The organism is Rhodobacter sp. P1_C2, assembly GCF_056406375.1.
In genome coordinates this window covers 21,841-48,765 of sequence record NZ_JBFUAG010000010.1, presented here as the reverse complement: position 1 = coordinate 48,765, position 26,925 = coordinate 21,841, and the positions used below count along the sequence as shown (strand labels likewise).

Annotated in this window: 21 protein-coding genes; 18 read left to right on the top strand and 3 right to left on the bottom strand. The window is 66.2% G+C overall.

The genetic code is table 11. From position 1 onward, the window contains the following. Positions 1-81: 81 nt before the first annotated feature. Positions 82-2,169: a calcium-binding protein gene (locus tag AC1DZT_RS17355; RefSeq protein WP_478007906.1), complete on the bottom strand. Its 2,088-nt coding sequence runs from the start codon at positions 2,167-2,169 to the stop codon at positions 82-84. A 241-nt stretch (positions 2,170-2,410) separates the two neighbouring features. Between AC1DZT_RS17355 and AC1DZT_RS17350 the strand changes: the two genes are divergently transcribed. After that, on the top strand, positions 2,411-5,206 hold the full coding sequence (locus AC1DZT_RS17350; RefSeq protein ID WP_478007905.1) for a hypothetical protein: 2,796 nt from the start codon (positions 2,411-2,413) through the stop codon (positions 5,204-5,206). Between the two features lie 198 nt (positions 5,207-5,404). Next, positions 5,405-5,836 (top strand): globin domain-containing protein, encoded by a 432-nt coding sequence (locus AC1DZT_RS17345; RefSeq protein WP_478007904.1) that lies wholly within the window; start codon positions 5,405-5,407, stop codon positions 5,834-5,836. A 6-nt stretch (positions 5,837-5,842) separates the two neighbouring features. On the opposite strand, the gene AC1DZT_RS17340 is transcribed toward AC1DZT_RS17345, so the two are convergent. Further along, a complete protein-coding gene (locus AC1DZT_RS17340; protein WP_478007903.1) occupies positions 5,843-6,523 on the bottom strand; it encodes a response regulator transcription factor in 681 nt (226 codons plus the stop codon). A gap of 97 nt (positions 6,524-6,620) precedes the next feature. Here AC1DZT_RS17340 and AC1DZT_RS17335 point away from each other — a divergent pair, with 97 nt between their 5' ends. The 9 genes from AC1DZT_RS17335 to AC1DZT_RS17295 all read left to right on the top strand — a co-directional run bounded on the left by AC1DZT_RS17335 (position 6,621) and on the right by AC1DZT_RS17295 (position 18,506). Then, complete coding sequence (locus AC1DZT_RS17335) at positions 6,621-7,355, top strand: response regulator transcription factor (protein ID WP_478007902.1); 735 nt, start codon at positions 6,621-6,623, stop codon at positions 7,353-7,355. A 2-nt stretch (positions 7,356-7,357) separates the two neighbouring features. Further along, on the top strand, positions 7,358-10,480 hold the full coding sequence (locus AC1DZT_RS17330) for a PAS domain S-box protein (RefSeq protein WP_478007901.1): 3,123 nt from the start codon (positions 7,358-7,360) through the stop codon (positions 10,478-10,480). Between the two features lie 193 nt (positions 10,481-10,673). Then, positions 10,674-11,744, top strand: coding sequence for a transporter substrate-binding protein (locus AC1DZT_RS17325; protein ID WP_478007900.1), 1,071 nt, complete (start codon positions 10,674-10,676; stop codon positions 11,742-11,744). Further along, positions 11,741-12,340, top strand: a complete 600-nt coding sequence (locus tag AC1DZT_RS17320; RefSeq protein WP_478007899.1) for an ANTAR domain-containing response regulator — start codon at positions 11,741-11,743, stop codon at positions 12,338-12,340. Before AC1DZT_RS17325 ends, AC1DZT_RS17320 begins: the two co-directional genes overlap by 4 nt. Then, complete coding sequence (locus AC1DZT_RS17315; RefSeq protein WP_478007898.1) at positions 12,318-13,202, top strand: ABC transporter permease; 885 nt, start codon at positions 12,318-12,320, stop codon at positions 13,200-13,202. Before AC1DZT_RS17320 ends, AC1DZT_RS17315 begins: the two co-directional genes overlap by 23 nt. Then, the gene (locus AC1DZT_RS17310; RefSeq protein WP_478007897.1) at positions 13,203-14,123 is read left to right on the top strand and encodes an ABC transporter permease; all 921 of its coding nucleotides are present in this window, start codon (positions 13,203-13,205) and stop codon (positions 14,121-14,123) included. A 31-nt stretch (positions 14,124-14,154) separates the two neighbouring features. Next, complete coding sequence (locus AC1DZT_RS17305; protein ID WP_478007896.1) at positions 14,155-15,777, top strand: ABC transporter substrate-binding protein; 1,623 nt, start codon at positions 14,155-14,157, stop codon at positions 15,775-15,777. 6 nt (positions 15,778-15,783) lie between these two features. Next, positions 15,784-16,743: an acetamidase/formamidase family protein gene (locus AC1DZT_RS17300; RefSeq protein ID WP_478007895.1), complete on the top strand. Its 960-nt coding sequence runs from the start codon at positions 15,784-15,786 to the stop codon at positions 16,741-16,743. Further along, entirely contained in the window at positions 16,740-18,506 is a 1,767-nt protein-coding gene (locus AC1DZT_RS17295; protein WP_478007894.1) for an ABC transporter ATP-binding protein, read from the top strand. Before AC1DZT_RS17300 ends, AC1DZT_RS17295 begins: the two co-directional genes overlap by 4 nt. Here AC1DZT_RS17295 and AC1DZT_RS17290 read toward each other — a convergent pair. Further along, the gene (locus AC1DZT_RS17290) at positions 18,501-19,520 is read right to left on the bottom strand and encodes a LacI family DNA-binding transcriptional regulator (RefSeq protein WP_478007893.1); all 1,020 of its coding nucleotides are present in this window, start codon (positions 19,518-19,520) and stop codon (positions 18,501-18,503) included. The two genes, AC1DZT_RS17295 and AC1DZT_RS17290, sit on opposite strands and share 6 nt — an antisense overlap. Before the next feature lie 166 nt (positions 19,521-19,686). Here AC1DZT_RS17290 and AC1DZT_RS17285 point away from each other — a divergent pair, with 166 nt between their 5' ends. The 7 genes from AC1DZT_RS17285 to AC1DZT_RS17255 all read left to right on the top strand — a co-directional run bounded on the left by AC1DZT_RS17285 (position 19,687) and on the right by AC1DZT_RS17255 (position 26,903). Further along, positions 19,687-21,006, top strand: a complete 1,320-nt coding sequence (locus AC1DZT_RS17285) for an ABC transporter substrate-binding protein (RefSeq protein WP_478007892.1) — start codon at positions 19,687-19,689, stop codon at positions 21,004-21,006. Between the two features lie 124 nt (positions 21,007-21,130). Then, a complete protein-coding gene (locus AC1DZT_RS17280) occupies positions 21,131-22,066 on the top strand; it encodes a carbohydrate ABC transporter permease (protein WP_478007891.1) in 936 nt (311 codons plus the stop codon). Further along, complete coding sequence (locus tag AC1DZT_RS17275) at positions 22,063-23,001, top strand: carbohydrate ABC transporter permease (protein ID WP_478007890.1); 939 nt, start codon at positions 22,063-22,065, stop codon at positions 22,999-23,001. The genes AC1DZT_RS17280 and AC1DZT_RS17275 overlap by 4 nt, the downstream gene beginning before the upstream one ends. Further along, positions 22,998-23,186 (top strand): hypothetical protein, encoded by a 189-nt coding sequence (locus AC1DZT_RS17270; protein ID WP_478007889.1) that lies wholly within the window; start codon positions 22,998-23,000, stop codon positions 23,184-23,186. The genes AC1DZT_RS17275 and AC1DZT_RS17270 overlap by 4 nt, the downstream gene beginning before the upstream one ends. Before the next feature lie 3 nt (positions 23,187-23,189). Continuing rightward, entirely contained in the window at positions 23,190-24,284 is a 1,095-nt protein-coding gene (locus tag AC1DZT_RS17265) for an ABC transporter ATP-binding protein (RefSeq protein ID WP_478007888.1), read from the top strand. Next, a complete protein-coding gene (locus AC1DZT_RS17260) occupies positions 24,277-25,272 on the top strand; it encodes an ABC transporter ATP-binding protein (protein ID WP_478007887.1) in 996 nt (331 codons plus the stop codon). The genes AC1DZT_RS17265 and AC1DZT_RS17260 overlap by 8 nt, the downstream gene beginning before the upstream one ends. An 11-nt stretch (positions 25,273-25,283) precedes the next feature. Then, positions 25,284-26,903, top strand: a complete 1,620-nt coding sequence (locus AC1DZT_RS17255; RefSeq protein ID WP_478007886.1) for a dihydroxyacetone kinase subunit DhaK — start codon at positions 25,284-25,286, stop codon at positions 26,901-26,903. Positions 26,904-26,925: the final 22 nt, after the last annotated feature.

The window sequence follows — 26,925 nt, the reverse complement described above, 5'->3', positions numbered from 1 at the left end:
TTTGCCGTGTGGGCCGGGGATTGTCACGCGCTAGCCGGGGCGGGCCGCGCAATTTCGCGCAGACCGCCCCGGCGCTTTGGATCACAGCATGAAATCGCCCAGACCGAAGGCATCCGCGCCCTTCACGTCGATGGCCAGATCCGCAACACCATCACCGCCGATGTCGAGCAAGAGCCGCAGGTTGCCCGCCGACAGCACCTCGTAGCGCAGCTCGCCCGCGTGATGGCCGAACTCCGCCGTGCCAAGGAATTGCAGCGGGTCATGGGTGAGGGTCGCCGGATCGCCGTCGAAGGCGCGCAAGTCGATGCGGTCCTTGCCACTGGTGAAGTCGAGGATCTGGTCGCGCATGCCATCCGCCGTGCCGCTGTCGCCAAAGGCGAAGACGAAGACATCCGAGCCCGCGCCCCCCGTCAGCTGATCGGCCCCGCCGCCGCCGACCAGCGTGTCGGCGCCCAGCATGCCGTTCAGCGTATTGCCCAGGATGGTGCCGGTGATCAGGTTGTTCAGGGCATTGCCGGTGCCGCTCTGCGCAAAACCGGTCAGGTTCAGCACCTCGATATTGGCGCCAAGCTGGAAGTCGGTACCGGCGATCACCGTGTCGAACCCGGCGCTGGCCGCCTCGGTCACGGTGTCGCTGCTGGAATCGACGATGTAGATGTCATTGCCATAGCCGCCCTGCAAAGCATCATTGCCGGTGCCACCATCGAGGAGGTCATCGCCCACGCCGCCGAAAAGCTGGTCCGTCCCGGCACCGCCCGCCAGCGTGTCCTTGCCGCCAAGGCCGATCAGCGTGTCATCGCCCGTGGCGCCCTGCATCGTGTTGTCCGAAAGGTTGCCGGTGATCTGCACGCCGGTCACCGAAGAGACCGAGGCCGCCTCGAGATTGGCGGACATGACCCAGTTGGTGCCGACAAAGGCCTTGTCATAGCCCTCGCCCGCCGCCTCGGTGACGGTGTCGCCGGCGGTGGTGACGTAAAAGATGTCATCGCCCAGCCCGCCCTCCATCGTGGCCGAGCCCTCGGCGGCGGCGGCCGATTGCAGGATGTCGTTGCCCTCGCCGCCGATCAGCAGGTCGGCCCCGCCGCTGCCCTGCAGGAAGTCGTTGCCCGCGCCGCCTTCGATCGTTTCGGCGGCGGCGGTGCCGAGGACGACATTATCCTCGGCATTGCCGATGATATGGGTCGTGCCAGTGCCGATCTCGACCTTTTCGATGCCGGTGGCGATGGTCCAGGTCCCGGCGCCGATGACGCTGGCCTTGTCATAGCCGACCTTGCCCGCCGCCTCGCCGGTGATGACATCGCCCGTGTTGTCGATGACATAGGTGTCATCCCCGCCGCCGCCCGACAGCGTGTCGGCGCCCTGGCCGCCGTCCAGTGTATCGGCGCGGGCCCCGCCGGTGATCTTGTTGTCCGAGGCGTTGCCGGTGAAGCGGAAGCTGAAGGCGCCCGAGCCGATGATCGCTTCGACATTGTCGGCGAGGGTCGTGTAATGCACCTCGCCCACGGCGCCGGAAGCGCCCAGATAGCCGATGCCCTGGGTGATCAGCGTGTCATAGCCGGCGCCCGCGGCTTCGACGATCTGGTCGCCCTTGTTCTGCGCCCAGTTGTCCAGCATGTAGGTGTCGTCGCCGCTGCCGCCATAAAGGCTGTCATTGCCGCCGCCGCCATAGATGATGTCATTGTCGGCCCCGCCATAAAGCTGGTCATTGCCTTCGCCGCCGAAGATGATGTCATTGCCCGTGCCGCCATAGGCGAGGTCATTGCCCTTGTTCATGTAGATATGGTTCGACTGGCCATTGGCCCAGAGGATCGAATTGGCGGTGGCCGAGACGAAGACATCCTCGACATTGGCCGCAAGGCTATAGGCCGACAGCGTGGTGTAGACGGTGTCATAGCCCTTGCCGGCGGCCTCGATCACCTTGTCGCCGGCCGAGTCGACATAGTAGACGTCGTCCCCGTCGCCGCCTTCCATGTTGTCGCTGCCGGTGCCGCCGACCAGCGTGTCGCCATCCGCCCCGCCGGACAGCGAGTCATTGCCCGCGCCGCCGTCGAGGTAATCGGAACCGGCCCCGCCCAGCAGGATATCGTTGCCGTCACCGCCGCCGAGCGTGTCCTGGTCCGCGGTGCCGCCGATCAGATCGTCGCCCGCCGTGCCTGTCTTGTACGCCATGTTGCAAAACCCCTGTGCTGGCGGGTCAGCCCCGCGTGATGGGATCTTTCTGGCGCTTGCATGTTTCGCCTTCGCGCCGTCCGGGGCCGGGGATTGTAACAGCTGTAACGGAAGTTTCGGTTGAAACGCCGCTGAAACAAACCTGTCGCAGCGGTGGCGTCAAAGCGAAACATCGCCGCAGCAGAACCCGTCCCATCACGCAATCCGGGGCTCTGGCAGCCCGACCTGATGGAGACAGACCATGGCACAAACGCAAATCACCCTGACCGACGGCATCCCGAACTGGAGCGCGCCCGACGATGACAGCTACATGGTCATCGGCACCTCGGTGAACAATGCGATCCTGACCGGCGACGGCGACGACGTGATCGACGGCGGCGCGGGCAATGACACGATCACCTCGGGCGGCGGCACCGACACGGTTTATGGCGGCCTCGGCAATGACCGGATCGTGGTCGGCGACGGCACGCTGACCCAATGGGGCACCTCGACCGTCTATGGCGGCGAGGGCAACGACGACATCGAGGTGCGCGCGGATTCTGCCACCATCTCGGGCGGGGCGGGCGATGACAGCTTCTTTCTGCGCGGCGACAGCGCCACGGCTTATGGCGAAGACGGCAACGACACCTTCCAGATCCAGTCGGATGCGACGGTCTATGGCGGCAATGGCGACGATACCTTCTATCTGACCGAGGAAATCACCGACAACACCGAATATGCCTATGGCGGTGCGGGCAATGACAGCTTCCATGCCACGGTCTCCAGCCACTGGATGGCCGGTTCGACCTATGTCATGGCCGGAGGTGCTGGCGACGACGTCTATTACGACATCGGCAACAAGAACCCGATGTCCGTGACCATCACCGAAAACGCCAACGAGGGCACCGATACGGTCGAGGTGCTGCTGGGTAACGACTACACCCTTGGCGCCAACCTGGAGAATATCCGCGTCTCGGCCGATGTGATCGACGTCTGGTCCTATACCACGCCCGGCACCGGCAACCATCTGGCCGGCAACAGCCTGAACAACGTCATCTCGGCCTCCTATCGGGCCGATACGGTCTGGGGCAATGCCGGCAATGACACGATCAACGGCTGGTCGGGCAATGACAGCCTCTATGGCGGCGCGGGCAATGATGTCATGTCGGGCGATGCCGGCAATGACACGGTCTACGGCGAGGACGGCAACGACACGCTCACCGGCAGCGCGGGCGACAAGCTGGTTGGCGGCGCGGGGGATGACACCTATGTCATCTCCTCGGCCACGGCGCTGGTCGAGGCGGCCGGCGGCGGCACCGACACGGTGCGTTCGGCGGTGTCCTGGGTTCTGACCACCGAGTTCGAGAACCTCGAGCTGACCAACAACGCCGCGGCGGTCAACGGCACCGGCAACGCCGCCGACAACCGGCTGACCGGCTCGGCCTCGGCCAATGTGCTGAGCGGGCTTGACGGGCGCGACTCCCTCTACGGCGGCGGCGGCAATGACAGCCTGTCGGGCGGCAATGGCAACGATGTGGCGCAGGGCGGCGATGGCAATGACACGGTGAACGGCGATGCCGGCGACGACATCCTGAACGGCGGCGCAGGCAGCGACAGCATGCGCGGCGGCACCGGGGTCGACTGGATGATCGGCGACACCGGCAACGACTACATGAACGGCGAGGGCGATGCCGACGGGATCTATGGCGGCAGCGGCAATGACACGCTGGTCGGGATGGAGGGCAATGACCTCCTCTATGGCGGCACCGAGAACGACCAGCTGTTCGGCGGCGACGGCATCGACAAGCTGGGCGGCGATGCCGGCAACGACTATCTCGACGGCGGCACCGGGGCCGACAACCTGATCGGCGGGACGGGCAATGACCTTTACATCGTCGACGACGCCGGCGACGTGGTGACCGAACTTGCCGGCGGCGGCACCGACGAGGTGCGCACCACGCTGACCAGCTATACCCTTGGTGCCGAGGTGGAAAACCTGATGCACCTGGGCAGCGCCACCTTCTGGGGCTTTGGCAATGCCCTGAACAACGTGATGACCGGCGGCATGGGGCAGGATCTGCTTTGGGGCTTTGACGGCAATGACACGCTGAACGGCGGCTCGGGCAATGACGTGCTTTATGGCGGCAACGGCAATGACCTGATCCTCAACGCCTCGGGTGCCGACACGATGGATGGCGGTGCGGGCATCGACACGGTCAGCTTTGCCGCCAATGCCTATGGCGTGATGGTGAACCTCGGCACCGGGGCGGTGTCGGGCAGCGATGCCACCGGCGACAAGGTCAGCAATTTCGAAAACGCGATCGGCTCCAACTTCAACGACGACATCACCGGCACCAGCGCGGCCAATGCGCTGAGCGGCGGGGCGGGCGATGACTGGCTGATCGGCGGGGCCGGGGCCGATACGCTGGACGGCGGCGCCGGGCGCGATGGTGCGGCCTACAGCGCCTCGGGTTCTGGCGTGACGATCTGGCTCGAGTCGCTCTGGGATGCCGCGACCTCCAGCTGGTATGCGCTGGGCAAGGGCGGCGATGCCGAGGGCGACCGGCTGGGCAATATCGAGGCGATCAACGGCTCGATGTATGACGACCTCCTCTCGGCGGGGCATGGCGCCACCACGCTGAACGCCGGGGCAGGCAATGACCAGCTTCTGGGTCATGACGGGGCCGATACGCTTTGGGGTGGCGATGGCAATGACATCGTGCAAGGCGGGGCCGGCAACGACTTTGCCTATGGCGGTTACGGCAATGACCAGATCAACGGCGGCGCGGGCAGCGACTATCTGTCGGGCGGGGTCGGGACCGATGTGTTCATCTTCGACAAATACGCGCTGATCGCGGGCGACAAGGACCGGGTTTCCGATTTCCAGGATGGCGTGGACCAGATCAAGCTGGCGCAGGGTGCCGTGACCGGCATCACCGCGACCGATGTCGCCGGCGGGACCGAGCTGCACATGGCGCTGGCCGCCGGGGGCGAGTTCGTCCTGACCTTCGATGGCGTGACCGGGGTGCAGGTCCTGGACCAGATCAGCTATTTCTGATGCCCGACCGCTGCGAAAATGAAAGGCCCGCCGCTTTGCCGGCGGGCCTTTGCCATTCTGGCCGCGAGCCTCGATGTTTCAGCCGCCCAAGTTCTGAAACATCCAGGGCCCCCGCACGGCGCCAAGCAGAAACCTTCATGGCGCAGTTTGTATCCTGTAGCCGCCCGGTCTGCGGACGGTGCTTCCCAGGAGAAGATCATGTCCCCCGAAGATATCGCCCTCATCCGCCAACAGTTGAGCCTGACCCGTGGCATGGAAGAGGCCTTTGCCGCCGCCTTCTACGCCCGGCTGTTCCAGATCGCGCCGCAGCTGCGCGTCCTGTTCCCGCATGACCTGTCGGATCAGGGCCGCAAGCTGATGACCGTCCTGACCTTTGCGGCAGGCGCGCTCGACCGGCCCGATGCGCTGGTGCCCGCCGTCCGGATGCTGGGCGCGCGCCATGTGACTTACGGGGTCGAACTGGCTCATTTCGAGCCGGTCGGCGCGGCCCTTCTGCACACGCTGGCCGCGGCCCTCGGGCAGGGCTTTGACGCAAGGGCCGAGGCTGCCTGGACCGCTGCGATCACCGCGCTGGCCGGGTTGATGGCCGAAGGCATGGCCGAGGCGAAGGCAAAGCTCAACGCCGCCTGAGGCGCGCTAACCCTGCCAGGGCGGCTCGTAGCGGTAGCCGAGGCCGCGCACCGTCACCAGCCGTTCGGTGCGCAGCTTGCGGCGCAGGCGCGCAACCCGGGCATCGATCGCCCGGTCCAGCGCCTCGGTCGTCTCGGCCGGGGCGAGGTCGATCAGCTCTTCCCGGCTCAGCACCCGATGCGGATGGGCCGCGAAAGCCCGGATCAGGGCGACCTCGCCGGGCGAAAGCGCCTCGGTCGCGCCATCCTGCAGCAGGATGCGAGCGGCGGAGAGGTCGGCCGAGGTCGTCTCGAAGGGCACCAGCAGGCGCATCTGGCCCTTGCGCCGGGCGAGGACGGCGGCGGCGCGGGCGGCAAGCTCGCGCGGGTCCACGGGTTTGAGGACATAATCGTCGGCCCCCATCTCCAGCCCGATGACGCGGTCGATCTGGTCGGGGTTGGCGGTCAGGATGATGACCGGCACGCCGCGCAGCGCCTCCAGCCCGTTCATCAGATCGAAGCCGGAACGTCCGGGCATATTGAGGTCGAGGATCACCAGATCCGCCGGCCCGGCGCGCAGGGCGGCCTCGAGTGCGATGCCATCGCAGGCCAGGGCCGTGTCATGGCCCAGACCCTCGAAATAGGCGGCCAGCGCCTCGGTCAGGTCGGGCTCGTCGTCTGCAAAGATGATGCGGGCGCGCGGGGCCATGGCGGGGCCTTCTTGACGGAGGTTTCTGCGACATGTGTAGTGTCAGCCACGCCGCAGTGTCGATAGTTTTGGAATTTTCGCAAAGGAGTGGCCCGCCGTGGCCTATGTGATCGCCATCGCCGATGATGAGGAGGACCTGCGCGAGGCGGTGGCCGAATACCTATCCGGCCATGGCTACCGGGTGCTGACGGCGGCGGACGCGGCAGAGTTCCGGGCGCTGGCGGCGGAAAACCGGATCGACGTGGCGATCCTCGACATCGCGATGCCGGGCGAGGACGGGCTGTCGCTGGCGCGCTGGCTGCGGCGTTCGGGGCGGGCCGGGATCATCTTCGCCTCGGCCTCGGGCGCGCCGATGGACCGCATCGTCGGCCTCGAGATCGGGGCGGATGACTATGTCGCCAAACCCTATGACCTGCGCGAGATGCTGGCCCGGGTCCGCAGCCTCATCCGGCGGCTGGATGTCGCGCCCGAACCCGCAGCCGTGGCCGCCGCACCTGCGGCGCAGGCGCCAGTGCGGCTACTGCGCTTTGGCCCCTTCACGTTGGACACCGCCGCCCGCCGCCTGACCCATGCCGAGACCGGGGCGCTGGACCTGACCGCTGCCGAATACGAACTGCTCGAGGTTCTGGCGGCGCGGCCCAACCGCATCCTGTCGCGCGCGGTGCTGGCCGAACTTCTGGGGGCCGAGGCCTCGGGCGCCGAAACCGACCGGCGGATCGACGTGCGCGTGACCCGGCTGCGCAAGAAGATCGAGCCTGACCCCGAAAGCCCGCGCTTCCTGCGCACCATCAGGGGCGAGGGCTATGTCCTGTCGGGCGAGGGCGGGGCGTGACGATGGCCGACCCCTCGGCCCGGCTGCGCCGCCGGTTCATCTGGCTGCTGATCGGGGCGGCGGTGCCCTTGCTCACGGTGATGGTGATCCTCGGCCTGCGCGAGATGGACAATGCCCGTGCCGACATCCTGCGCGAGCTGGCCGATGCCGGGCGCATCCGCCGCGCCGGGCTGGAACAGCTGGCCGCCGAGGTGGATACACATATCGCCGTGATGCGCGCCTTTGCCGAACAGAGGCTGGCCCAGGAGGCCGACCAGCCCGCATACGACGGCGCGATGGATTGGCCGCCCTATCTGGCCAATCCCGGCCCGGATCACGGCATGCTTCTGGGCAACCCCGACCGCCTGACCCCGGAGGCGCGGCGCGAGATTTCGGCGCTCGCCTCGATGTTCGCCCTGGCCCGGGCGACCCAGGCCAGCCGGCCCTGGATGCGCTGGTCCTATTTCTTCTCGGAAACCCGCCGCTACGTCGCGATCTACCCCTGGGCCCCGCCGCAGGAGATGCTGGCGCCGGGCGATCCCGATGCAGCACTGGCCGATTACTTCACCTATGACCTTTACACCCTGGCCGAGCCTGCGGCCAATCCCGATCACAAGGCCTATTGGTCGCCGGTCTATCTGGATGCTGGCGGCACCGGCCTCATGGTGACGCGGGGCGCGCCGGTCTGGGTCAAGGGGCAGTTCCGCGGCATCGTCGGGGCGGATGTGCTCTTGTCCTACCTCTCCAAGATGCTCGGCGGGTTTCCGGTGGTCTCGGCCAGGGTCGCCGTGGTGGATCAGGCCGACAACCTGGTGGCCACGCCCGATGGCTTTGACCCTTCCGCCAAGGGGCCGGTCGCAGCGCAAAGCCTGATGCAGACGGCGGATCTGTCCGACACCGGCGGGAAATTCCTGCCGCGCGGGCCGCTTTACGTCGCCTCGGTCCTGATCGAGGGCACGCCCTGGCGGCTGGTGATGACCCTGCCGCGTGCCGAGGTGCAGGCCCGCGCCCGCGACCGGATGGCGCCGATGGGGCTTCTGGTGGCCGGGGTGCTGGTCGTCCTCGCCACGGTGGCGGCGATCCTCGACCGCCAGTTCGTGATCCCGGCGGTGGCGCTGGCCGATTACGGCACCAAACCCTCGGCCGAGATCGTCCGCCTCGGCCCGCCCGAAGACCTGCCCGCGCCCTTCCGCCCGCTGATCGACCGCATCACCGAGGCCGCCCGCCTGCGCTTTGCCCAGACCGTGCAGCTGCGCGCCATGGTCGATGGCGTGCCCCTGCGGGTGGTCTACCTCGACGCCGAGCTGATCTACCGCGACGCCAACCGCGAATTTCTCAGCTTCATGGGCAAGACCGCCGCCGAGGTGATCGGCCATCCGGTGGCCGAGATCCTCGGCCCCGAGGTCGAGGCGCAGTACCGCGCCATCACCCCCCTGATCCGGCGCGGCGAGATCGGCCGCTTCGAAGGCTGGATCACCTATCAGGGCACCGGGCGGCGCTATCTTCAGGTCTCGATCCTGCCCTTCATCGCGCCGGGCGAAAGCCTGCCGGGCTATCTGACCTTCACCCGCGATCTGACCGAGCTCAAGGCCGCCGAACAGGAGGCCGAGGCCCATGTCACCGCCCTGGCCGAGCGCGAGGCGCTCTACCGGTCGGTCGTCATCTCGGCCCTCGACGGCATCGTGGTGATGGATGACCAGGGCATCGCGCATGAGTTCAACCCGGCGGCCGAGGCGATCTTCGGCTATACCGCCGCCGAGGCGATCGGGCGCCGGGTCGGCGATCTGATCGTCCCGCCCGAGGCCCGCGCCACCCACGAGGCCGGCATGGCGCGCTACCTCGCCAGCGGCGAGGCGCGGGTGATCGGCCGCCGGATCGAGGTCGAGGCGATGCGCAAGGATGGCAGCCGCCTGCCGGTGGAACTGGCGATCACCCGGGTCTCCGAAGGCGGGCGGCAGCTTTTCGTCTCGCATCTGCGCGACCTGACCGAGGCCAAGCGGCTGGCCCGCGAGATGCAGGAGGGGCGCGACCGCCTGCACCAGGTCGAAAAGCTGTCGGCCATGGGGTCCTTGCTGGCCGGGGTGGCGCATGAGCTGAACAACCCCCTCGCCATTGCCGTGGCCCAGGCGACCCTTCTGGTCGAACGTGCCAAGGACCCCGATATCCGCACCCGCGCCGAGCGGATACGCGCCGCGGCCAACCGCTGCGGGCGGATCGTGAAAAGCTTCCTCGCCATGGCGCGGCAGAAACCGCCGCAGCGCGAAAGGCTGGACGTGGCCGAGGTGATCCGCGGCGCGCTGGAACTGGTGGGCTATGGCCTGCGCTCGGCCGGGGTGGAGGTCGTCCTCGACCTCGCCGATGACCTGCCGCAGATCGACGCTGACCGCGACCTGATGGGGCAGGTCTTCTCCAACCTCTTCATCAATGCCCAGCAGGTCCTGACCACCATCCCCCTGCCGCGTCTGGTGCGGGTCGAGGCCCGGGTGGAGCCGCAGGAGGAAGGCGACGTCCTGCTGTTGCGGTTCCAGGACAATGGCACCGGCGTGCCCGAGGCGCTGCGGGCGCGGATCTTCGACGCCTATTTCACCACCAAGGCGGTCGATGTCGGCACCGGGATCGGCCTTTCGATCTCGCGCAATGTGGTGGAGGCGCATGGCGGCAGCATCCGGCTGGCCGCGAAGGGCGAGGGCGATCTGCCCGGCGCCTGTTTCGAGATCCGCCTGCCGATTGCCACCGCCGCCGAAGCCGCCCCCGCCGGGCGCGCCGATGCGGCGGGTTCCGTGGGCCGCGATGTCCTGATCGTCGATGACGAGCCCGACGTGGCGCTGAGCCTGTCCGAGATCCTTCAGCTGGCCGGGCACCGCGCCACGGTCTGCGCCTCTTCCGCCGCGGCCCTGCAGGCCCTGCGGGCGGGCGCCTTCGATCTGGTCTTCACCGATCTGCGGATGCCGGGCATGGACGGCGCCGAACTTGCGCTGCAGGCAGCCGAGTTGCGCCCCGACCTTGCGGGAAGGATCGTGCTGATGACCGGGGATACCGTCTCCGGCCCGGCGCGGGCGGCGCAGGTCGGGTTGGAGACGCCCTTGATGCTGGAAAAGCCCTTCACACCCGCAGAGGTTGCGACCCTGCTGGCGCGGATCGTCTGATCGCTGCCCCTTGCCTCTTTTCGCGGCAATTGCCCGGTTGGACCGCGCCGTGCCACGGCGCGCGCCTTGACCCGAAGCCCGCCGCCCGCTAGCCTTTCCCCATCATTGACGGCAAAAGCCGGTGTGGCATCAGGGCCCCGCGCGCAGTACCTTTAGAGGACTGCGCCGGGGCCTTTTGTTTTGGATCTGTGGCATGAAGCGTCGCGTGGAACTTGGCCTGCTCTACTCCCGCTCGGGCAGCTATTCGCTGATCGGCGAGGCGTGCCGGTCCGGCGCGCTGTCCGCCATCGCCCGGATCAACGCCGACCCCGATCTGGACATCAGCTTTCTGCCGGTCGAACGCGATCCCGGCGGCAACATCGACCTTTACGGCCCGCTTTGTGCCGAGATCCTGCGCGACACCTCCGCCCGGCATGTGATCGGCTGTGTCACCTCGTGGAGCCGCAAGGAAGTGATCCCGGTTCTGGAAAAACTGGGCGGCACGCTCTGGTACACCGTGCCTTACGAAGGCTTCGAGGCCTCCGATCACGTCGTCTACACCCATGCCTGCCCGAACCAGCACCTTCTGCCGCTGCTGGATTGGGTGATGCCCGCGCATGGCAAGCGGGCTTACCTGACCGGGTCCAACTACATCTGGGGTTGGGAGATGAACCGCCTCGCGCGCGACATCGTGCAGACCTCGGGCGGGCAGGTTCTGGGCGAACGCTATCTGCCGATCGGCTCGACCGATGTCGCCCGGATGATCGAGGAGATCCGCGCCACAAGGCCGGATTTCATCCTGAATTCGCTGATCGGGCCTTCCTCCTATGAATTCATGCAGGCCTACCGCGCGCTCGGGGCCGAGGATGCGTCCTTCCTGCCGGGGCGCTGCCCGGTCCTGTCCTGCAACCTGACCGAGGCCGAACTGCCCGCGCTGGGCGAGCGGGCCGAGGGGCTGGTGGCGGCGGGACCCTATTTCCGCGGGCAGCAGGCCTGGCCCGGCGGCAGCTTCGGCTCTTCGCACGAGGCGGCGGCCTTCGTCGCGGTGCGCGAACTGGCAAGGCTTCTGTCGCGCCGGCCCGAGGCGCAGGGCCTGTCCGATCTGCTGGCGGGGACGGGCGGCATCATCGACCCCGACACCCATCACACCAGCCTGCCCGTGCTGATCGCGCGGGTCGAAGAGGGCGCCTTCCGGGTCATCCAGAACCGCGGTGCCGTGGCGGGCGATCCCTACCTGACGCGCGGCCGCGATCCCCAGGCGCCGGGCCTGCGGGTGGTGTCATGAAGCGCCCGGTCCGCATCCAGAACCTCGGCGGCGCGCAGGCGATCATCCTGCACCGTCCGCATCCGACCGTGCAGGCCCTGACCCGCCAGCTCAACGCCATCGGCCTTATGGTCACCCAGGTCTGGCCCGATCTGGACGCCAGCGCGCTCGGCGCCGATTTCGTCTTCTTCGACGCCGATATGGGCCATGACGGGCAATTCCCCTGGGCGCCCGGCGCCTCGCCCATTCCGATGATCGCGCTGATCGGGTCCGAGGCGCCGGGCCGCATCGAATGGTCGCTGGAGGCCGGGGCCCATGCCCAGATGCTCAAACCCGTCGGCGACAACGGGGCCTATGCGACACTACTGGTCGCCCGCGCCGCCTTTGACGCGCAGGCGGCGCTGAGTGTCGAGATCGCCGGCCTGCGCCGCAGGCTGGACGAGCGCCAGACCCTGGTGCGCGCCGTCACCCTTCTGGCCGCGCGCGGCGGCACCGAGGCCGAGGCCTATGACCGCCTGCGCCAGATGGCCATGGCCTGGCGCGTGACGCTGGAGGAAGCGGCGGCGCGGATCGTCGCTGCCGGAAAGGATCCCGATGGTTTCCGCAACCGTGGCTGAGCCCGCCCGCCCCGCAGGCCCGCTCCACCGCCTGATGCGGCGCAAGCTGGCGGTCCTTGGCCTTCTGGTCATCGCCCTGGTGATCGGCGGGGCGCTGGCCGCCCCATTCCTTGTGGCCCATGCCCCTGACGAGCAGATGTTCGACGGGCTGACGCTGGAAGGCGCGCCGATGCCGCCGGGGGGCGCCTTCCTCTTCGGCACCGACCTTCTGGGCCGCGATCTGTTTTCCCGCATCCTCTACGGCGCCCGCACTTCGCTGATCATCGGGGTGGTGGCCAATGGGCTTTCGCTGCTGATCGGCACCACCGTCGGCCTGCTGGCGGGCTATTTCCGCGGCTGGATCGGCGCGGTGCTGATGCGCTTCACCGACCTGATGATGGCCTTCCCGGCGCTTCTGCTGGCGATCTGCCTGGCGGCGATTTTCCAGCCCTCGCTCTGGATCGTCGCCATGGTGATCGCGCTGGTCAACTGGGTGCAGACGGCCCGGGTGATCTATACCGAGACCTCCTCCCTCGCGACGCGCGACTTCATCGCGGCCGAGCGGACGCTGGGCGCCTCGACCGGGCGCATCCTCTTCCGCCACATCCTGCCGCATCTGGTGCCGACGATCATCGTCTGGGGCACGCTGGGGATTTCGACCACCGTGCTTCTGGAGGCGACGCTGTCCTTCCTTGGCGTGGGGGTGCAGCCGCCGACGCCAAGCTGGGGCAATATCATCTTCGAGAACCAGACCTATTTCCAGTCCGCCCCTTGGCTGGTCTTCATCCCCGGCGCCGCGATCATCCTGCTGGCGCTGGCCTTCAACCTGGTCGGAGACGCGTTGCGCGATGTCCTTGACCCGACGCAACGGGGGCGCGGGTAGATGGCCAGCTATCTCCTCCGCCGCCTGATCCAATCGGCGCTGATCCTGTTGGGCGTGGCCTTCATCACCTTCTTCCTGCTTTACATCCTGCCCGCCGATCCGGTGCGCCAGATCGCGGGCCGCTCGGCCACGCCGGAAACCGTGGCCAACATCCGGCGCGAGCTGGGGCTGGACCAACCCTTCCTCGTGCAGTTCCTGCGCTACCTTGCGGGTCTGCTGCATGGCGATTTCGGGCGCAGCTACCTGCAGAAGACGCAAGTGGCAGAGCTGATCGCCGCGCGCCTGCCGGCCACGCTGCTGCTGATGGCGGCGGGGATCTGCTGCGAGCTGGTCCTGGGCCTGACCATGGGCATCGTGGCCGCGCTGACCAAGGGACGGCTGGCCGACCAGATGCTGATGATGACCTCTTTCGTCACAGTCTCTGCCCCGCAATTCGTGGTCAGCCTGCTACTGCTTTATGTCTTTGCGGTGCAGTTGAGCTGGTTTCCGGTCGGCGGCTACGGCACCTTCCGGCATCTGGTGCTGCCCGCCGTCACCCTGGGCATCCTCGGTTCCGGCTGGTACGCGCGGATGATGCGGTCTTCGATGGTCGAGGTGCTGGCCGCCGATTTCATCCGCACCGCCCGCGCCAAGGGCCTGACCCGCGCCCGCGTCGTGCTGCGCCATGCCCTGCCCAATGCGATCCTGCCGGTGATCGCGATGATCGGCATCGACATCGGGGTCTTCATGGGCGGCGTGGTCGTGGTGGAAAGCGTCTTCGCCTGGCCCGGCATCGGGCAGCTGGCCTGGCAGGCGATCCAGCGCATCGACATTCCGATCATCATGGCGGTGACGCTCGTCTCTGCCGTGGCCATCGTGCTGGGCAACCTTCTGGCCGACCTCATCACGCCCTTCATCGACCCCAGAATCAAAATTCGCTGATCAAAATCCGATAAAACCAACAGGAGAGACCATGAAAAACCTGCTCGCCTCCACCGCCCTCGTGCTGGCCTGTGCCATGCCCGCGCTGGCGCAAGACTACACGCCCGACCCCGCCGCCAAACAGGGGGGCGAGATCACCGTCACCTATCACGACGACGTGGCCACGCTGGACCCGGCGATCGGCTATGACTGGCAGAACTGGTCGATGATCAAGTCGCTGTTCGATGGCCTCATGGATTACGTCCCCGGCACCACCACGCTGCGCCCGGGTCTGGCCGAAAGCTATGACGTCTCGGCCGATGGCATGACCTTCACCTTCCACCTGCGCAAGGGCGTCAAGTTCACCAACGGGCGCGAGATGACGGCCGATGACGTGAAATACTCGCTGGACCGTGTGACCAACCCCAAGACGCAATCCCCCGGCGCGGGCTTCTTCGCCTCGATCCTCGGTTACGAGAAGATGGCGGATGGTTCGGCCACCGGGCTCGAAGGCGTCAAGGTGGTGGACCCGCTGACCGTGGCCATCACGCTGAACCGCCCCGATGCGACCTTCTTGCAGGTCATGGCGTTGAACTTCAGCTATATCGTGCCGAAAGAGGCGGTGGAGGCTTCGGGCGCCGATTTCGGCAAGCATCCGGTCGGCACCGGGGCCTTCAAGATGACCGACTGGACCCTGGGGCAAAGCATCACCTTTGAACGCAACGCCGATTACTGGCGCAAGGGCGAGCCCTATCTGGACAAGATCACCTTCCAAGTCGGGCAAGAGCCGGTCGTGGCCCTCTTGCGCCTGCAAAAGGGCGAGATCGACATTCCCGGCGATGGCATCCCGCCCGCCAAGTTCACCGAAGTCATGGCCGACCCGGCCCAGGCGGCGCTGGTCGTCAGCCAGGCCAGTTTGCAAACGGGCTATGTCACGCTGAACCTCAACGTCGCGCCCTTCGACAAGCTGGAGGTGCGCGAGGCGCTCAACATGGCGATCAACAAGGAGCGGATCACCCAGATCATCAATGGCCGCGCCAAGCCGACCGGGCAGGTTCTGCCGCCCGGGATGCCGGGCTATGACCCGGATTTCAGGGGCTTCGCCTATGACCCCGAGGCGGCCAAGGCGCTTCTGGCCAAGGCCGGCTTCCCGGATGGGTTCGAGACCGAGCTTTTCGTCTACAACACCGACCCCAACCCGCGGATCGCGCAAGCCATCCAGCAGGATCTGTCCAAGATCGGCGTGAAGGCTGCGATCCAGTCGCTCGCCCAGGCCAATGTGATCCAGGCGGGGGGCGAGCCGACTTCGGCCCCGATGATCTGGTCCGGTGGCATGGCCTGGGCGGCGGACTTCCCCGACCCTTCGGACTTCTACGGCCCGATCCTGTCCTGCCAGTCGGGCGGTCCGGGCGGCTGGAACTGGGCGCATTACTGCAACAAGGACCTGGATGCCCTGGCGACCAAGGCCGATGCGATGACCGCCCCCGATCAGGCCGAGGCGCGGATGAAGGCCTGGTCCGGCATCATGGCCAAGGTCATGGCCGATGCGCCCTGGATTCCGGTGTTCAACGAAAGCCGCTATACGATGCACGCGCCGCGTCTCGGCGGCGCCAATGCGCTTTACGCCGATCCGGTTTCCACGCCGATCAACTTCGACTATATCTATGTGAAGTGAGCCATCATGTGCAAAGCCTGCAACTACACGATCCACGGGGCGCAGCATCACTTCGGCTGGGACAATTCTTTTGCCCCGGCCGCGCGGGTGGAACCCGGCGCCACGATCCTGTTCCACTGCAATGACAGTTCTGCGGGCCAGCTTGGCCCGCAATCGACCGTGGCCGATGTCAGCGCGCTGGACTTTGGCAAGATCAACCCGGTCTCCGGCCCGATCTTTGTCGAAGGGGCGGAACCCGGCGACGTGCTGAAAGTCACCATCGACAGCTTTGCCCCCCGGGTCTTCGAGGGGCGCGGCTTTGGCTGGACGGCGAATATCCCCGGCTTTGGCCTGCTGGCCGATCAGTTCACCGACCCGGCCCTGCATGTCTGGAGCTATGATCCCGGCCAGATGGGCCCGGCGCTGTATGGGCGCGAGGCGCGGGTGCCCTTGAAGCCCTTCGCCGGCACCATCGGCAATGCCCTGGCCGAACCCGGCCTGCATTCGGTCGTGCCGCCCCGGCGGGTTGGCGGCAACCTCGACATCCGTGATCTGAACGCCGGAACCACGCTTTACCTGCCGGTCGAGGTGGCGGGCGCCCTCTTCAGCGTGGGTGACACCCATGCCGCGCAGGGCGATGGCGAGGTCTGCGGCACGGCCATCGAAAGCCCGATGGATGTGGTTCTGACGCTGGATCTGGTGAAGAACTACCCGCTCAAGACCCCGCGCTTCACCACGCCCGGCCCGGTCACCCGGCATCTGGACGCCAAGGGATACGAGGTCACCACTGGCATCGGCCCCGACCTGATGGCGGCCTCGCGCGATGCGGTGGCGGGCATGGTGGATTTCCTCTGCGCCTCGCGGGGGATGGCGGCGGTGGAGGCCTATATGCTGGTCTCGACCTGCGGCGATCTGCGGATCTCCGAGATCGTCGACATGCCGAACTGGGTGGTCTCTTTCTACTTCCCGCGCTGCGTTTTCGAATGAGCGTTCTTGAACCCATCTCCGGGGCCGCGCTGGCCCCGGAGCTTCCGGTGCTGACGGTGCAGAACCTGAGCGTTTCGGTGGCCACCGAGGCCGGGGCAAAGCCGCTGGTCCGCGATCTGTCCTTTGCGCTGCACAAGGGCCAGACCCTTGCGATTGCGGGGGAAAGCGGGTCGGGCAAGTCGATCACCTCCTTGGCGATCATGGGGCTTTTGCCGCCCCATGTCGCGGTCAGCGGCGGTGCGGTGCGTCTGGGTGCCACCGATCTGACAACGCTGCCCGAACACCAGATGCGCGCCTGCCGGGGCGACCGCATCGCGATGATCTTTCAGGAGCCGATGACCTCGCTCAACCCGGTGATGACGGTGGGCGATCAGGTGATCGAGGCGATCCGCGCCCATGCGCCCGTCTCCCGCCCCGCGGCACGCCTGCGCGCGCTTGAGGCTTTGCGCGCCGTCCGCCTGTCGCAGCCCGAACGCCGCATGACCCAGTTCCCGCATGAATTGTCGGGCGGCATGCGGCAGCGCGTGATGATCGCGATGGCGCTGGCGCTGCGGCCAGAGGTTCTGATCGCGGATGAGCCCACCACCGCGCTGGATGTCACCGTGCAGCGCGAGGTTCTGGACCTGCTGCGCGATCTGCAAAAGGAGCTTGGCACCGCGATCATCCTCATCACCCATGACATGGGCGTGGTGGCCGAAATGGCCGACCGGGTGATCGTGATGCAGAACGGCGCGATGGTGGAAGAGGCCGCGACCGCCGATCTGTTCCACCAGCCGCGCGCTTCCTATACGCAAAGCCTTCTGGCCGCTGTGCCGCGCCTTGGCAGCGCCCCGGCCCGGCCCGAACCGCAGGGCGAGGTCGTGGCGCGGCTGACCGATGTCTCGGTCCGCTTTCCCCTGCGCGGCGGGCTTCTGGGGCGGATCACCCATCAGGTCCATGCGGTCGAAGAGGTCAGCCTGAGCATCCGCAAGGGCGAGACCTTTGCGCTGGTCGGCGAATCCGGTTGCGGCAAGTCGACGATCGCCAAGGCCATCGTCGGCCTCGTGCTGCATCAGGGCCGGATCGAGGTCGGCGGGCTGGCGCTGTCCGATCTTGATACGGCGGGAAAGAAGGCGCTGCGGCGGCAGGTGCAGATGGTGTTTCAGGACCCCGCCGCCGCGCTCGACCCCCGGATGCGGGTGGCCGATCTGGTCGCCGAACCCCTGCTGATCCACGGCATCGGCGATGCCACCACGCGGCGCGCCAAAGCGGCGGAGCTTTTCGCCCGGGTCGGCCTGTCACCCGACCAGCTGGACCGCTACCCGCATGAATTTTCCGGCGGGCAGCGCCAGCGCATCTGCATCGCCCGCGCCCTGGCGCTGAACCCGCAGCTGGTGATTGCTGATGAAAGCGTCTCGGCGCTGGATGTTTCGGTGCAGGCCCGCGTGCTCGACCTTCTGCGCGCCCTGCAGCAGGAGTTCGGCATCGCCTATCTCTTCATCAGCCATGACATGGCGGTGGTCGAGAATATCTCCGACCGGGTCGCGGTGATGTATCTGGGCCAGATCGTCGAGACGGGCAGCCGGGCGCAGGTCTTCAGCAATCCGCAGCACCCCTATACGCAGCGCCTGATCGCTGCGGTGCCGGTGCCCGACCCTGCCCATGTCCGCCCGCCCGTGCCGCGTCTGGCGGGCGAGGTGCCAAGCCCGGTGCATCCGCTGGGGCAGGGGCCGGCGCGCCTGGCCTTGACCGATATCGGCGGCGGGCACCTGGTCGCGCTATAGGTTCTCGGCGATCAGAATCTCGATCCGGATCTTTTCCTGGCTGGCCAGAACCTCGCGCCGGTCGCAGCGGGCGCGCAGGATGCGGATGGCGCTGCGCACCAGATGGCCGGAATCCTGGGTGATCAGTGCGTCGATCCGGCGCGACAGGAGCGCGGCCTCGGTGAACTGGGTGCGTTCATGGGCGATGATCACCGGACGGCTGCTGTGCGGGATCTGGGTCACCGTCTCCAAGGGCAGGCGGGCTTCGGAGCTGAGGATGTAGATGCCCGCAATCTCGGGGCTGCGGGCGAAGGTGTTGCGCAGGATGCGGTCGGTCCGCTCCCCCTCGCCATGGGTTTCCAGCGAGGGCAGCACGGTCAGATGCGGGTAATCGGCGTTGATCACCTCGTCAAAGCCCAGGCGCCGTTCCAGACTGTCGCGCGCATGCATGGTTTCGGCCACGACGAGGATCTTGCCCGGCGCAGGGCCGGAAAACCGCCCCATCAGGCGGCCTGCGGTGGCCCCGGCGGCATGGTTGTCGATGCCGACGAAATCCTCATCCGCGGTGATCTGGCCCGAGATGAAGGAGACCGCCTCGATCCCGCGTTGGCCCAGCCGCGCCTTGGCGTCGCGGACCTGCGGCGATTCGGGGGCCATGATCGCGACACCGTCCAGCGCCTCGGCGCTCAAGCCTTCCAGAAAGTTGGCAATCTGGTGCGGGTCGCTTTCGTGGATCTGCACCACCTCGGCGCGCATCGCCTCGCCGGCGAAGGCGAAATTGGCCTCGTCGATGCGGTCGATCAGGGCGGACAGGAACTGATCGCCGGTGCGCGGCAAGAGGAAGAGGAAGCGATAGCTTTTCGACCGGGCAAGGTTGGCGGCAGAAAGGTTGCGGATAAAGCCAATCTTCTCAATGGCCTCGGTCACCCGTTTGACCGTATCCTCGCGCACCCCGGTCCGGTCGTTGAGCACCCGGTCCACGGTCGCAAGGCTTACCCCTGCCGCTTTGGCCAGATCCTTCGTCGTCGGTCGCATGCCACTCCCCTTTGCCCTCTTCTCCCCGAAATCGGCGGGGCTGGCAACAGATTTGAGGTGCGTACCTCAAAAATCTCTTGCCATGAGGTGCGTACCTCATCTACCGTCTGAAAGGGCAAAGAGTCGCGGCGAGGAGGCCGGGGCCTTGAACCGGGAGGAATCAAAAATGAAAGCGAGACTGTTGATCACGTCGGCGGCCGTGGCGGTCGCTGCATCCATGAGCACGGCCAAGGCCGAGGATCTGACCCTGTGCTGGGCAGCCTGGGACCCGGCCAACGCCCTGGTCGAACTGAGCAAGGACTACGAGGCGCAATCCGGCAACAAGATGCACTTCGAATTCGTGCCCTGGACCAGCTTTGCCGACCGTTTCCTGAACGAGCTGAACTCGGGCGGGAAGCTGTGCGACCTGATGATCGGCGACAGCCAGTGGATCGGGGGCGCGGCCGAAAACAACCAATATGTGAAGCTGAACGACTTCTTCGACGCCAATGGCATCAAGATGGACGATTTCATCCCCGCCACCGTGGTGGGCTATGCCGAATGGCCGAAGAACACGCCGAACTACTGGGCGCTGCCGGCCTTCGGCGACGTGGTGGGCTGGACCTACCGCAAGGACTGGTTCGCCGAACCGAAGAACCAGGCCGATTTCAAGGCCAAGTATGGCCGCGACCTCGCCGTGCCGAAGACCTTTGCCGAGCTGAAGGACATCGCAGATTTCTTCACCGGGCGCGAGGAAGACGGCAAGAAGGTCTATGGTGCCTATATCTACTCCGAACGCGGCTCCGAAGGCATCACGATGGGGGCGATGGATGTCCTTTATTCCTTCGGTTTCAAGTATGACAACCCCGACAAGCCCTATGACATGGAAGGCTTCGTCAACTCCGACAAGTCCGTGAAGGGGCTGGAGTTCTACAAGGCGCTTTACGATTGCTGCCAGCCGCCCGGCATGTCGAATGCCTATATGGGCGAGGGCGTCGATGCCTATAAATCCGGTCAGGTCGCGATGGCGATGAACTTTGCCTTCACCTGGCCCGGCTTCAACACCGATCCCAATGTCGGCGGCGACAAGACCGGCTATTTCGCCAACCCGGCCGGCCCGGATGGCGACCAGTTCGCCCAACTCGGCGGGCAGGGCATCTCGGTCGTGGCGACCTCCGAGAAGAAGGACGCCGCGCTGTCCTATATCAAGTGGTTCGCGCAGAAGGACGTGCAGGCCAAGTGGTGGAAGCTCGGCGGCTATTCGGCGCTGAAGGCCGTGGTGGAAGACCCGGGCTTTGCCACCTCGCAGCCCTATGCGCAGACCTTCCTCGACTCGATGGCGATCGTGAAGGACTTCTGGGCCGAGCCCAGCTATGCGACGCTGATGCAGGCCTCGCAGAAATACTTCCATGACTATGTCGTGGCCGGCCATGGCACCGCCAAAGAGGCGCTCGATGGCATCGTCAAGGAATGGCACGCCACCTTCGAAGAAGAAGGCAAATACTGACCCCGGATTTGCCCGTCCTCCTACCCCACGGGCAATCTGCGCGAGGCTCTTGAGGGCCAGTCGGGCCTCGCGCATCCTTCCCTTGTCGAATCCGCCCTCTGGAACCCCCATCATGTCCGAAAACATGGCTGATCGCATTGCCGAGGCCACACCGTCCCGGCTTGCCCACAAGGTCCGGGGCCTGTCTGACCGGGCCATCGCCTGGGTCTTCGTCGCCCCCACGATCTTCCTCTTGCTCGCCGTCAACATCTTTCCTCTGATCTGGACGATCAGGCTGAGCCTGACCGATTTCCGCACCAACCGGCCGAACAACCCGGTGCATTTCATCGGCATCGAGAATTACCGCAAGATCCTGACCAATCCCGACACCTGGGCCTCATTGCAGGCCACGGCGCATTTCCTGATCTGGACCATCCTGTTGCAGGTGGTGATCGGATTCACCCTGGCTTACCTGATCAACAAGAAATTCCGCGGCAACGACCTCTGGACCACGCTGATCGTGCTGCCGATGATGCTGTCGCCCGCCGTGGTCGGCAACTTCTGGACCTTTCTCTACCAACCGCAGATCGGCCTCTTCAACTATGTCGTGGCCTTCTTCACCGGGGCCGACCCCTCCAGCTTTTCGATGATCGGCGAGGTGCCATTGGCGCCCTGGGCCATCGTCATCGTGGACACCTGGATGTGGACGCCCTTCGTCATGCTGATCTGCCTTGCGGGCCTGCGGAGCATCCCGCCCAGCATCTACGAGGCGGCCGAATGTGACCGCGCCTCGAAATGGCGGCAGTTCTGGACCATCACCATTCCGATGGTCCTGCCCTTCCTGATGCTCGCCGTCCTGTTCCGCGGCATCGAGAATTTCAAGATGTTCGACCTCGTCGTGCAGCTGACCGGCGGCGGCCCCGGGGCCACCACGCAGCTGACCTCGATCGACCTCAAGCGCGAGGCGTTTGAGAAATGGCGGACCGGCTATGCCTCGGCCTATGCGGTGATCCTGTTCGTGACGGTCTTCGGCCTCGCCTCGATCTACGTGAAGGCCTTGAACAAGGTGAAAGACAGATGAGCTTTTCCATCACCGAACCCTCCAGCCGGCAAAAGTGGATCGCGGGCAGCCTGGTCATCCTTTATGCCGTCGTCACCCTCTTGCCCCTGGTCTGGATCATCGCCACCGGCTTCAAATCGCCCTCGGATTCCATCGCCTACCCGCCCAAGGTGTTCTTCTCGCCGACGCTGGAGGGTTATGTGAACCTCTTCACCTCGCGCAGCCGGGTGACGCCGGAGGATCTGGCCGCCCTCGGGCCGCCCACCACCTGGTACGATACGATCGTTCGGAAATACGACATGGTGATCACCGGGCCGAGCCGATACGGCCAGCGCTTCCTGAACTCGGTCATCATCGGCTTTGGTTCGACCTTCCTGAGCGTCTTTCTCGGCACCATCGCCGCCTATGCCTTCAGCCGCTTCAAGGTGCCGCTCAAGGACGACCTGCTGTTCTTCATCCTCTCGACCCGGATGATGCCGCCCATCGCCGTCGCCATCCCGATTTTCCTGATGTACCGGGAGCTTGGGCTGAACGACACGCATCTGGGCATGATCTTCCTTTATACGGCGGTGAACCTGTCGCTGTCGGTCTGGCTCTTGAAAGGTTTCATCGACGAGATCCCGATCGAGTATGAAGAGGCCGCCCTGATCGACGGCTACACGCGGTTTCAGGCCTTCTACAAGGTCGTGCTGCCGCAGGCCGCCACCGGCATCGCCTCCACCGCGATCTTCTGCCTGATCTTCGCCTGGAACGAATATGCCTTCGCGGTCCTTCTGACGAGCGGAGAGGCGCAGACCGCGCCGCCCTTCATCCCCACGATCATCGGCACCGGCGGCAAGGACTGGCCCGCCGTGGCGGCAGGGGCGACCCTGTTCCTGCTGCCGATCATGATCTTCACCATCATGTTGCGCAAACACCTGCTGCGCGGCATCACCTTCGGAGCGGTTCGCAAATGAGCGCCTTTCTGACCGGCCTTCTGCACCTGCGCCGCGGCCCCTGGGAGATGCTGGCGACCATCCTGATCGCCCTCGGCGTCGTCATGCTGATGCAGCCCTTCGCCCTGGTGCTTTTCACCTATTCCTTCCTCGTCACCTTGGTGGGCACCGTCATGTTCATCATCGTCAGCCATTTCCCGGAGTAAGCGGTGGCCCAGATCGTCATCAAGAACATCCGCAAGGAATTCGGCGCCTTCACGGCGGTGCAATCCTCTTCCTTCACCATCGAGGACGGCGAATTCTTCATGCTGCTGGGGCCTTCCGGCTGCGGCAAGACCACCACCCTGCGCATGATCGCAGGCCTTGAACTGCCCACGTCAGGCGAGATCTACATCAACGGCGAGGAAGTCAGCCAAAAGCCCGCAAGCCAGCGCGACATTGCCTTCGTCTTCCAGATGTTCGCCCTCTATCCCCATATGAATGTAAGGAAAAACATCTCTTACCCCCTGGTCAGCCAGGGCATGCCCAAGGCGCAGGTCAAGGCCAAAGTGGAGGAGGTCGCCCGCATCCTCGGCATCGAGGCGCTGCTCGATCGCCCGGTCGGCGGCCTGTCGGGCGGCGACCGTCAGCGCGTGGCGCTTGGCCGTGCCATCGTGCGCAATCCCGCCTGCTTCCTGATGGACGAACCTTTGGGCGCGCTTGATGCCGAGTTCCGCGAGCATATGGCCGAGGAGCTGCGCGCCCTGCATGACCGGATGCACGCGACCACGGTCTATGTGACCCATGACCAGCTGGAAGCCATGCAGATGGGCGACAAGATCGTCGTGATGAACCACGGCGTCGTCGAACAATTCGGCCGCCCGCAAGAGATCTACGACTGGCCCGCCACCACCTTCGTCGCCAACTTCATCGGCTCGCCGCCGATGAACTTCCTGCGCTTTGGCGGCATGGTCGGGCATGGCGCGACCTCGGTCAGCCTTGCGGGGAACGAGGTGGCGATCCCCCAGATGCTCGGCGGGGCCAGCGGTGCGCTGATCCTCGGCGTGCGGCCCGAGAATGTGCATCTGGAGGATGGCGGGCCGATCCGGGGCCGGATTCTCGCCAGCGAATATCTCGGCACCACGCAGATCGTGACGCTGGAAACCGAGCACGGCACGGTCAAGGCGCGGATCGGTTCCGAAACGCCGGTTCGGATTGGCGATACGACCGGCCTTCGGCTGGATGCGCGCACCATCACCATGTTCGACCCCGAGGGCCGCGCCCTCCTGTCCACCGCAAACCAGAGGGTGCTGCACCATGGCTGAGGTGATCCTGCAAAACGTCTCCAAATCCTTCGGCAGCCAGATCGCCCTGGCCGATGTGTCGATGACGATCCCCAGCGGTTCCTTCGTCGTGCTGCTGGGCCCGACCGGCGCGGGCAAGACCACGATGCTGCGGATGACCTCGGGCCTCGACAAGCCCGACAGTGGTGCTGTCTTCATCGGTGGCAGGCCGATGGCGGGCCTGACCCCGGCGCAGCGCAATGTGGCGATGGTCTTCCAGCAATACTCACTTTACCCGCATCTGACGGTGCGCGAGAACATGGAATTTCCGCTGAAATCGCCCCTCTTGAAGACCCCCAAGGCCGAGATTGCCCGCAAGGTGGCTGAAGTCGCCGATATCCTGCAAATCTCGCACAAGCTGGACAACAAGGCCACGGCCCTGTCGGGGGGCGAGATGCAGCGCGTCTCGATCGGGCGCGCCCTCGTGCGCAATCCTTCGGTCTATCTGATGGATGAACCTCTCAGCTCCCTTGACGCCAAGCTGCGCGCCGATCTGCGGGTGGAGCTGAAGAACATCCAGGCCAATCTGGGCGCCACCTTCCTGTATGTCACCCATGACCAGATCGAGGCGATGACCATGGCCACCCATGTCGGCGTGCTGGATCATGGGCGTCTGGTGCAGTTCGGCACCCCGCGCGAGATTTACGAACAACCGGTCAGCATCTATGCCGCAAGCCGCCTCGGCCAACCGCGCATCAACATCCTGCCGGCCGATCTTTTCGGTAGCGCCCCCTCGGGTGCCACCTATATCGGCCTGCGCCCCGAACAGATCCATCAGGGCGCGGGGCAGGACAGCCTTGTCAAACGGGTGGAGCATCTGGGCGACCAGACCCGCCTGCATCTGACCTTCAAGACCCATGACCTGATCACGGTGACCCATGCCCACACGCCCCTGCGTGCCGGCGACATCGTGAAGATCCAGCCGGAGCGGCCATTCTATTTCGACGCCACCGGCGCACGCATTGCCTGAGGGAGGACCACATGACTCAATTCATGAACAAACGTGAGAATATCGTCACCGAGGCGATTGACGGGGTGATCATGGCCTCCGGCGGCAAGCTGGCGCGGCTGGATGGCTTTCCGCATATCCGCGTCGTGGTGCGGGCCGATTGGGACAAGTCGCGGGTGGCGCTGGTCTCCGGCGGCGGCTCGGGGCACGAACCGGCCCATGCGGGCTTTGTCGGGCCGGGGATGCTGACGGCGGCGGTCTGCGGTGATGTCTTCGCCTCGCCCTCGGTCGATGCGGTGCTGGCGGGCATCCTTGCCATCACCGGGCCTGCGGGTTGCCTGTTGATCGTCAAGAACTACACCGGCGACCGGCTGAACTTTGGCCTCGCGGCCGAGCGGGCGCGCGCCTTTGGCCGCAAGGTCAGCATGGTGATCGTCGATGACGACATCGCCCTGCCGGATCTGCCGCAGGCGCGCGGCGTGGCGGGGACGCTGTTCGTCCACAAGATCGCCGGTCATCTGGCCGAATCCGGCGCCGACCTCGCCGCGGTGACCGAGGCGGCGGAGCGGGTGATCGCCGGCACCAAATCCATCGGCATGTCGCTTGATACCTGCACCGTGCCGGGTTCCGCCAAGGAAAGCCGCATAGCGCCCGGCATGGCCGAACTGGGCCTTGGCATCCATGGCGAGCCGGGGGTGGAGCAGGTCAGCTTCTTTGGCGCCGAACAGGCCGTGGCGGCGATGGTCGACAAGCTGGCCCCGGCGATGGGCGCGGGGCCGCATGTGGCGCTTTTGAACAACCTCGGCGGCACTTCGGTGCTGGAAATGTCGGTGCTGGCCTATGAACTGGCGCGGTCCAGGATCGCGTCGCAGATCCGGCTGATGGTCGGGCCTGCGGCGATCATGACCTCGCTCGACATGCGGGGCGTGTCGATCTCGGTCTATCCGCTGACGCCGCAGGATGAGGTGGCCCTGCAGGCCGCAACGCCGCTGGCCGCCTGGCCCGGCTGTCATGCGATGACCGAGCCCACCGTCCTTGCCCTGCCCGATGGGCTGACGCCGATCCGGCCGATCCCCTCGGCCCATGCGGCGACGCGGGCCTTCCTGACCCGTTGCTGCGAGGTGCTGATCGGGATGGAGGCGGATCTGAACGCGCTGGATGCGAAGTCCGGCGATGGCGATACCGGCTCGACCCTCGCCGGGGCGGCGCGGGCCCTGATCGGGGCGATGGATCATCTGCCGCTGGCCGACCATACCCAGCTCTACCGCGCCATCGGGCTGGAGCTGAGCCAGACCATGGGCGGATCTTCCGGCGTGCTTCTGGCGATTTTCTTTGCGGCGGCGGGGGATGCGGCTTCCAGCGGGCTGACCATGCGCGACGCTTTGCGCGCCGGGCTGGACCGGATGCAGGAGATCGGCGGCGCAAGGCTCGGCGACCGCACGATGATCGACGCGCTGCAACCCGCACTTGAGGCGCTGGACCAGGGTCTGCCCGCAGCCACCGCTGCGGCGCGCAAGGGGGCGGATCACACGGCCACCCTGCGCAAGGCCAAGGCCGGGCGGGCGGCTTACGTCAACGCGGGCAACCTTGAAGGCCATGTCGATCCCGGCGCCGAAGCGGTGGCGCGGCTGTTCGAGGCCCTCTCGACCTGATGCCAAAGGCCCCGGGCACTGC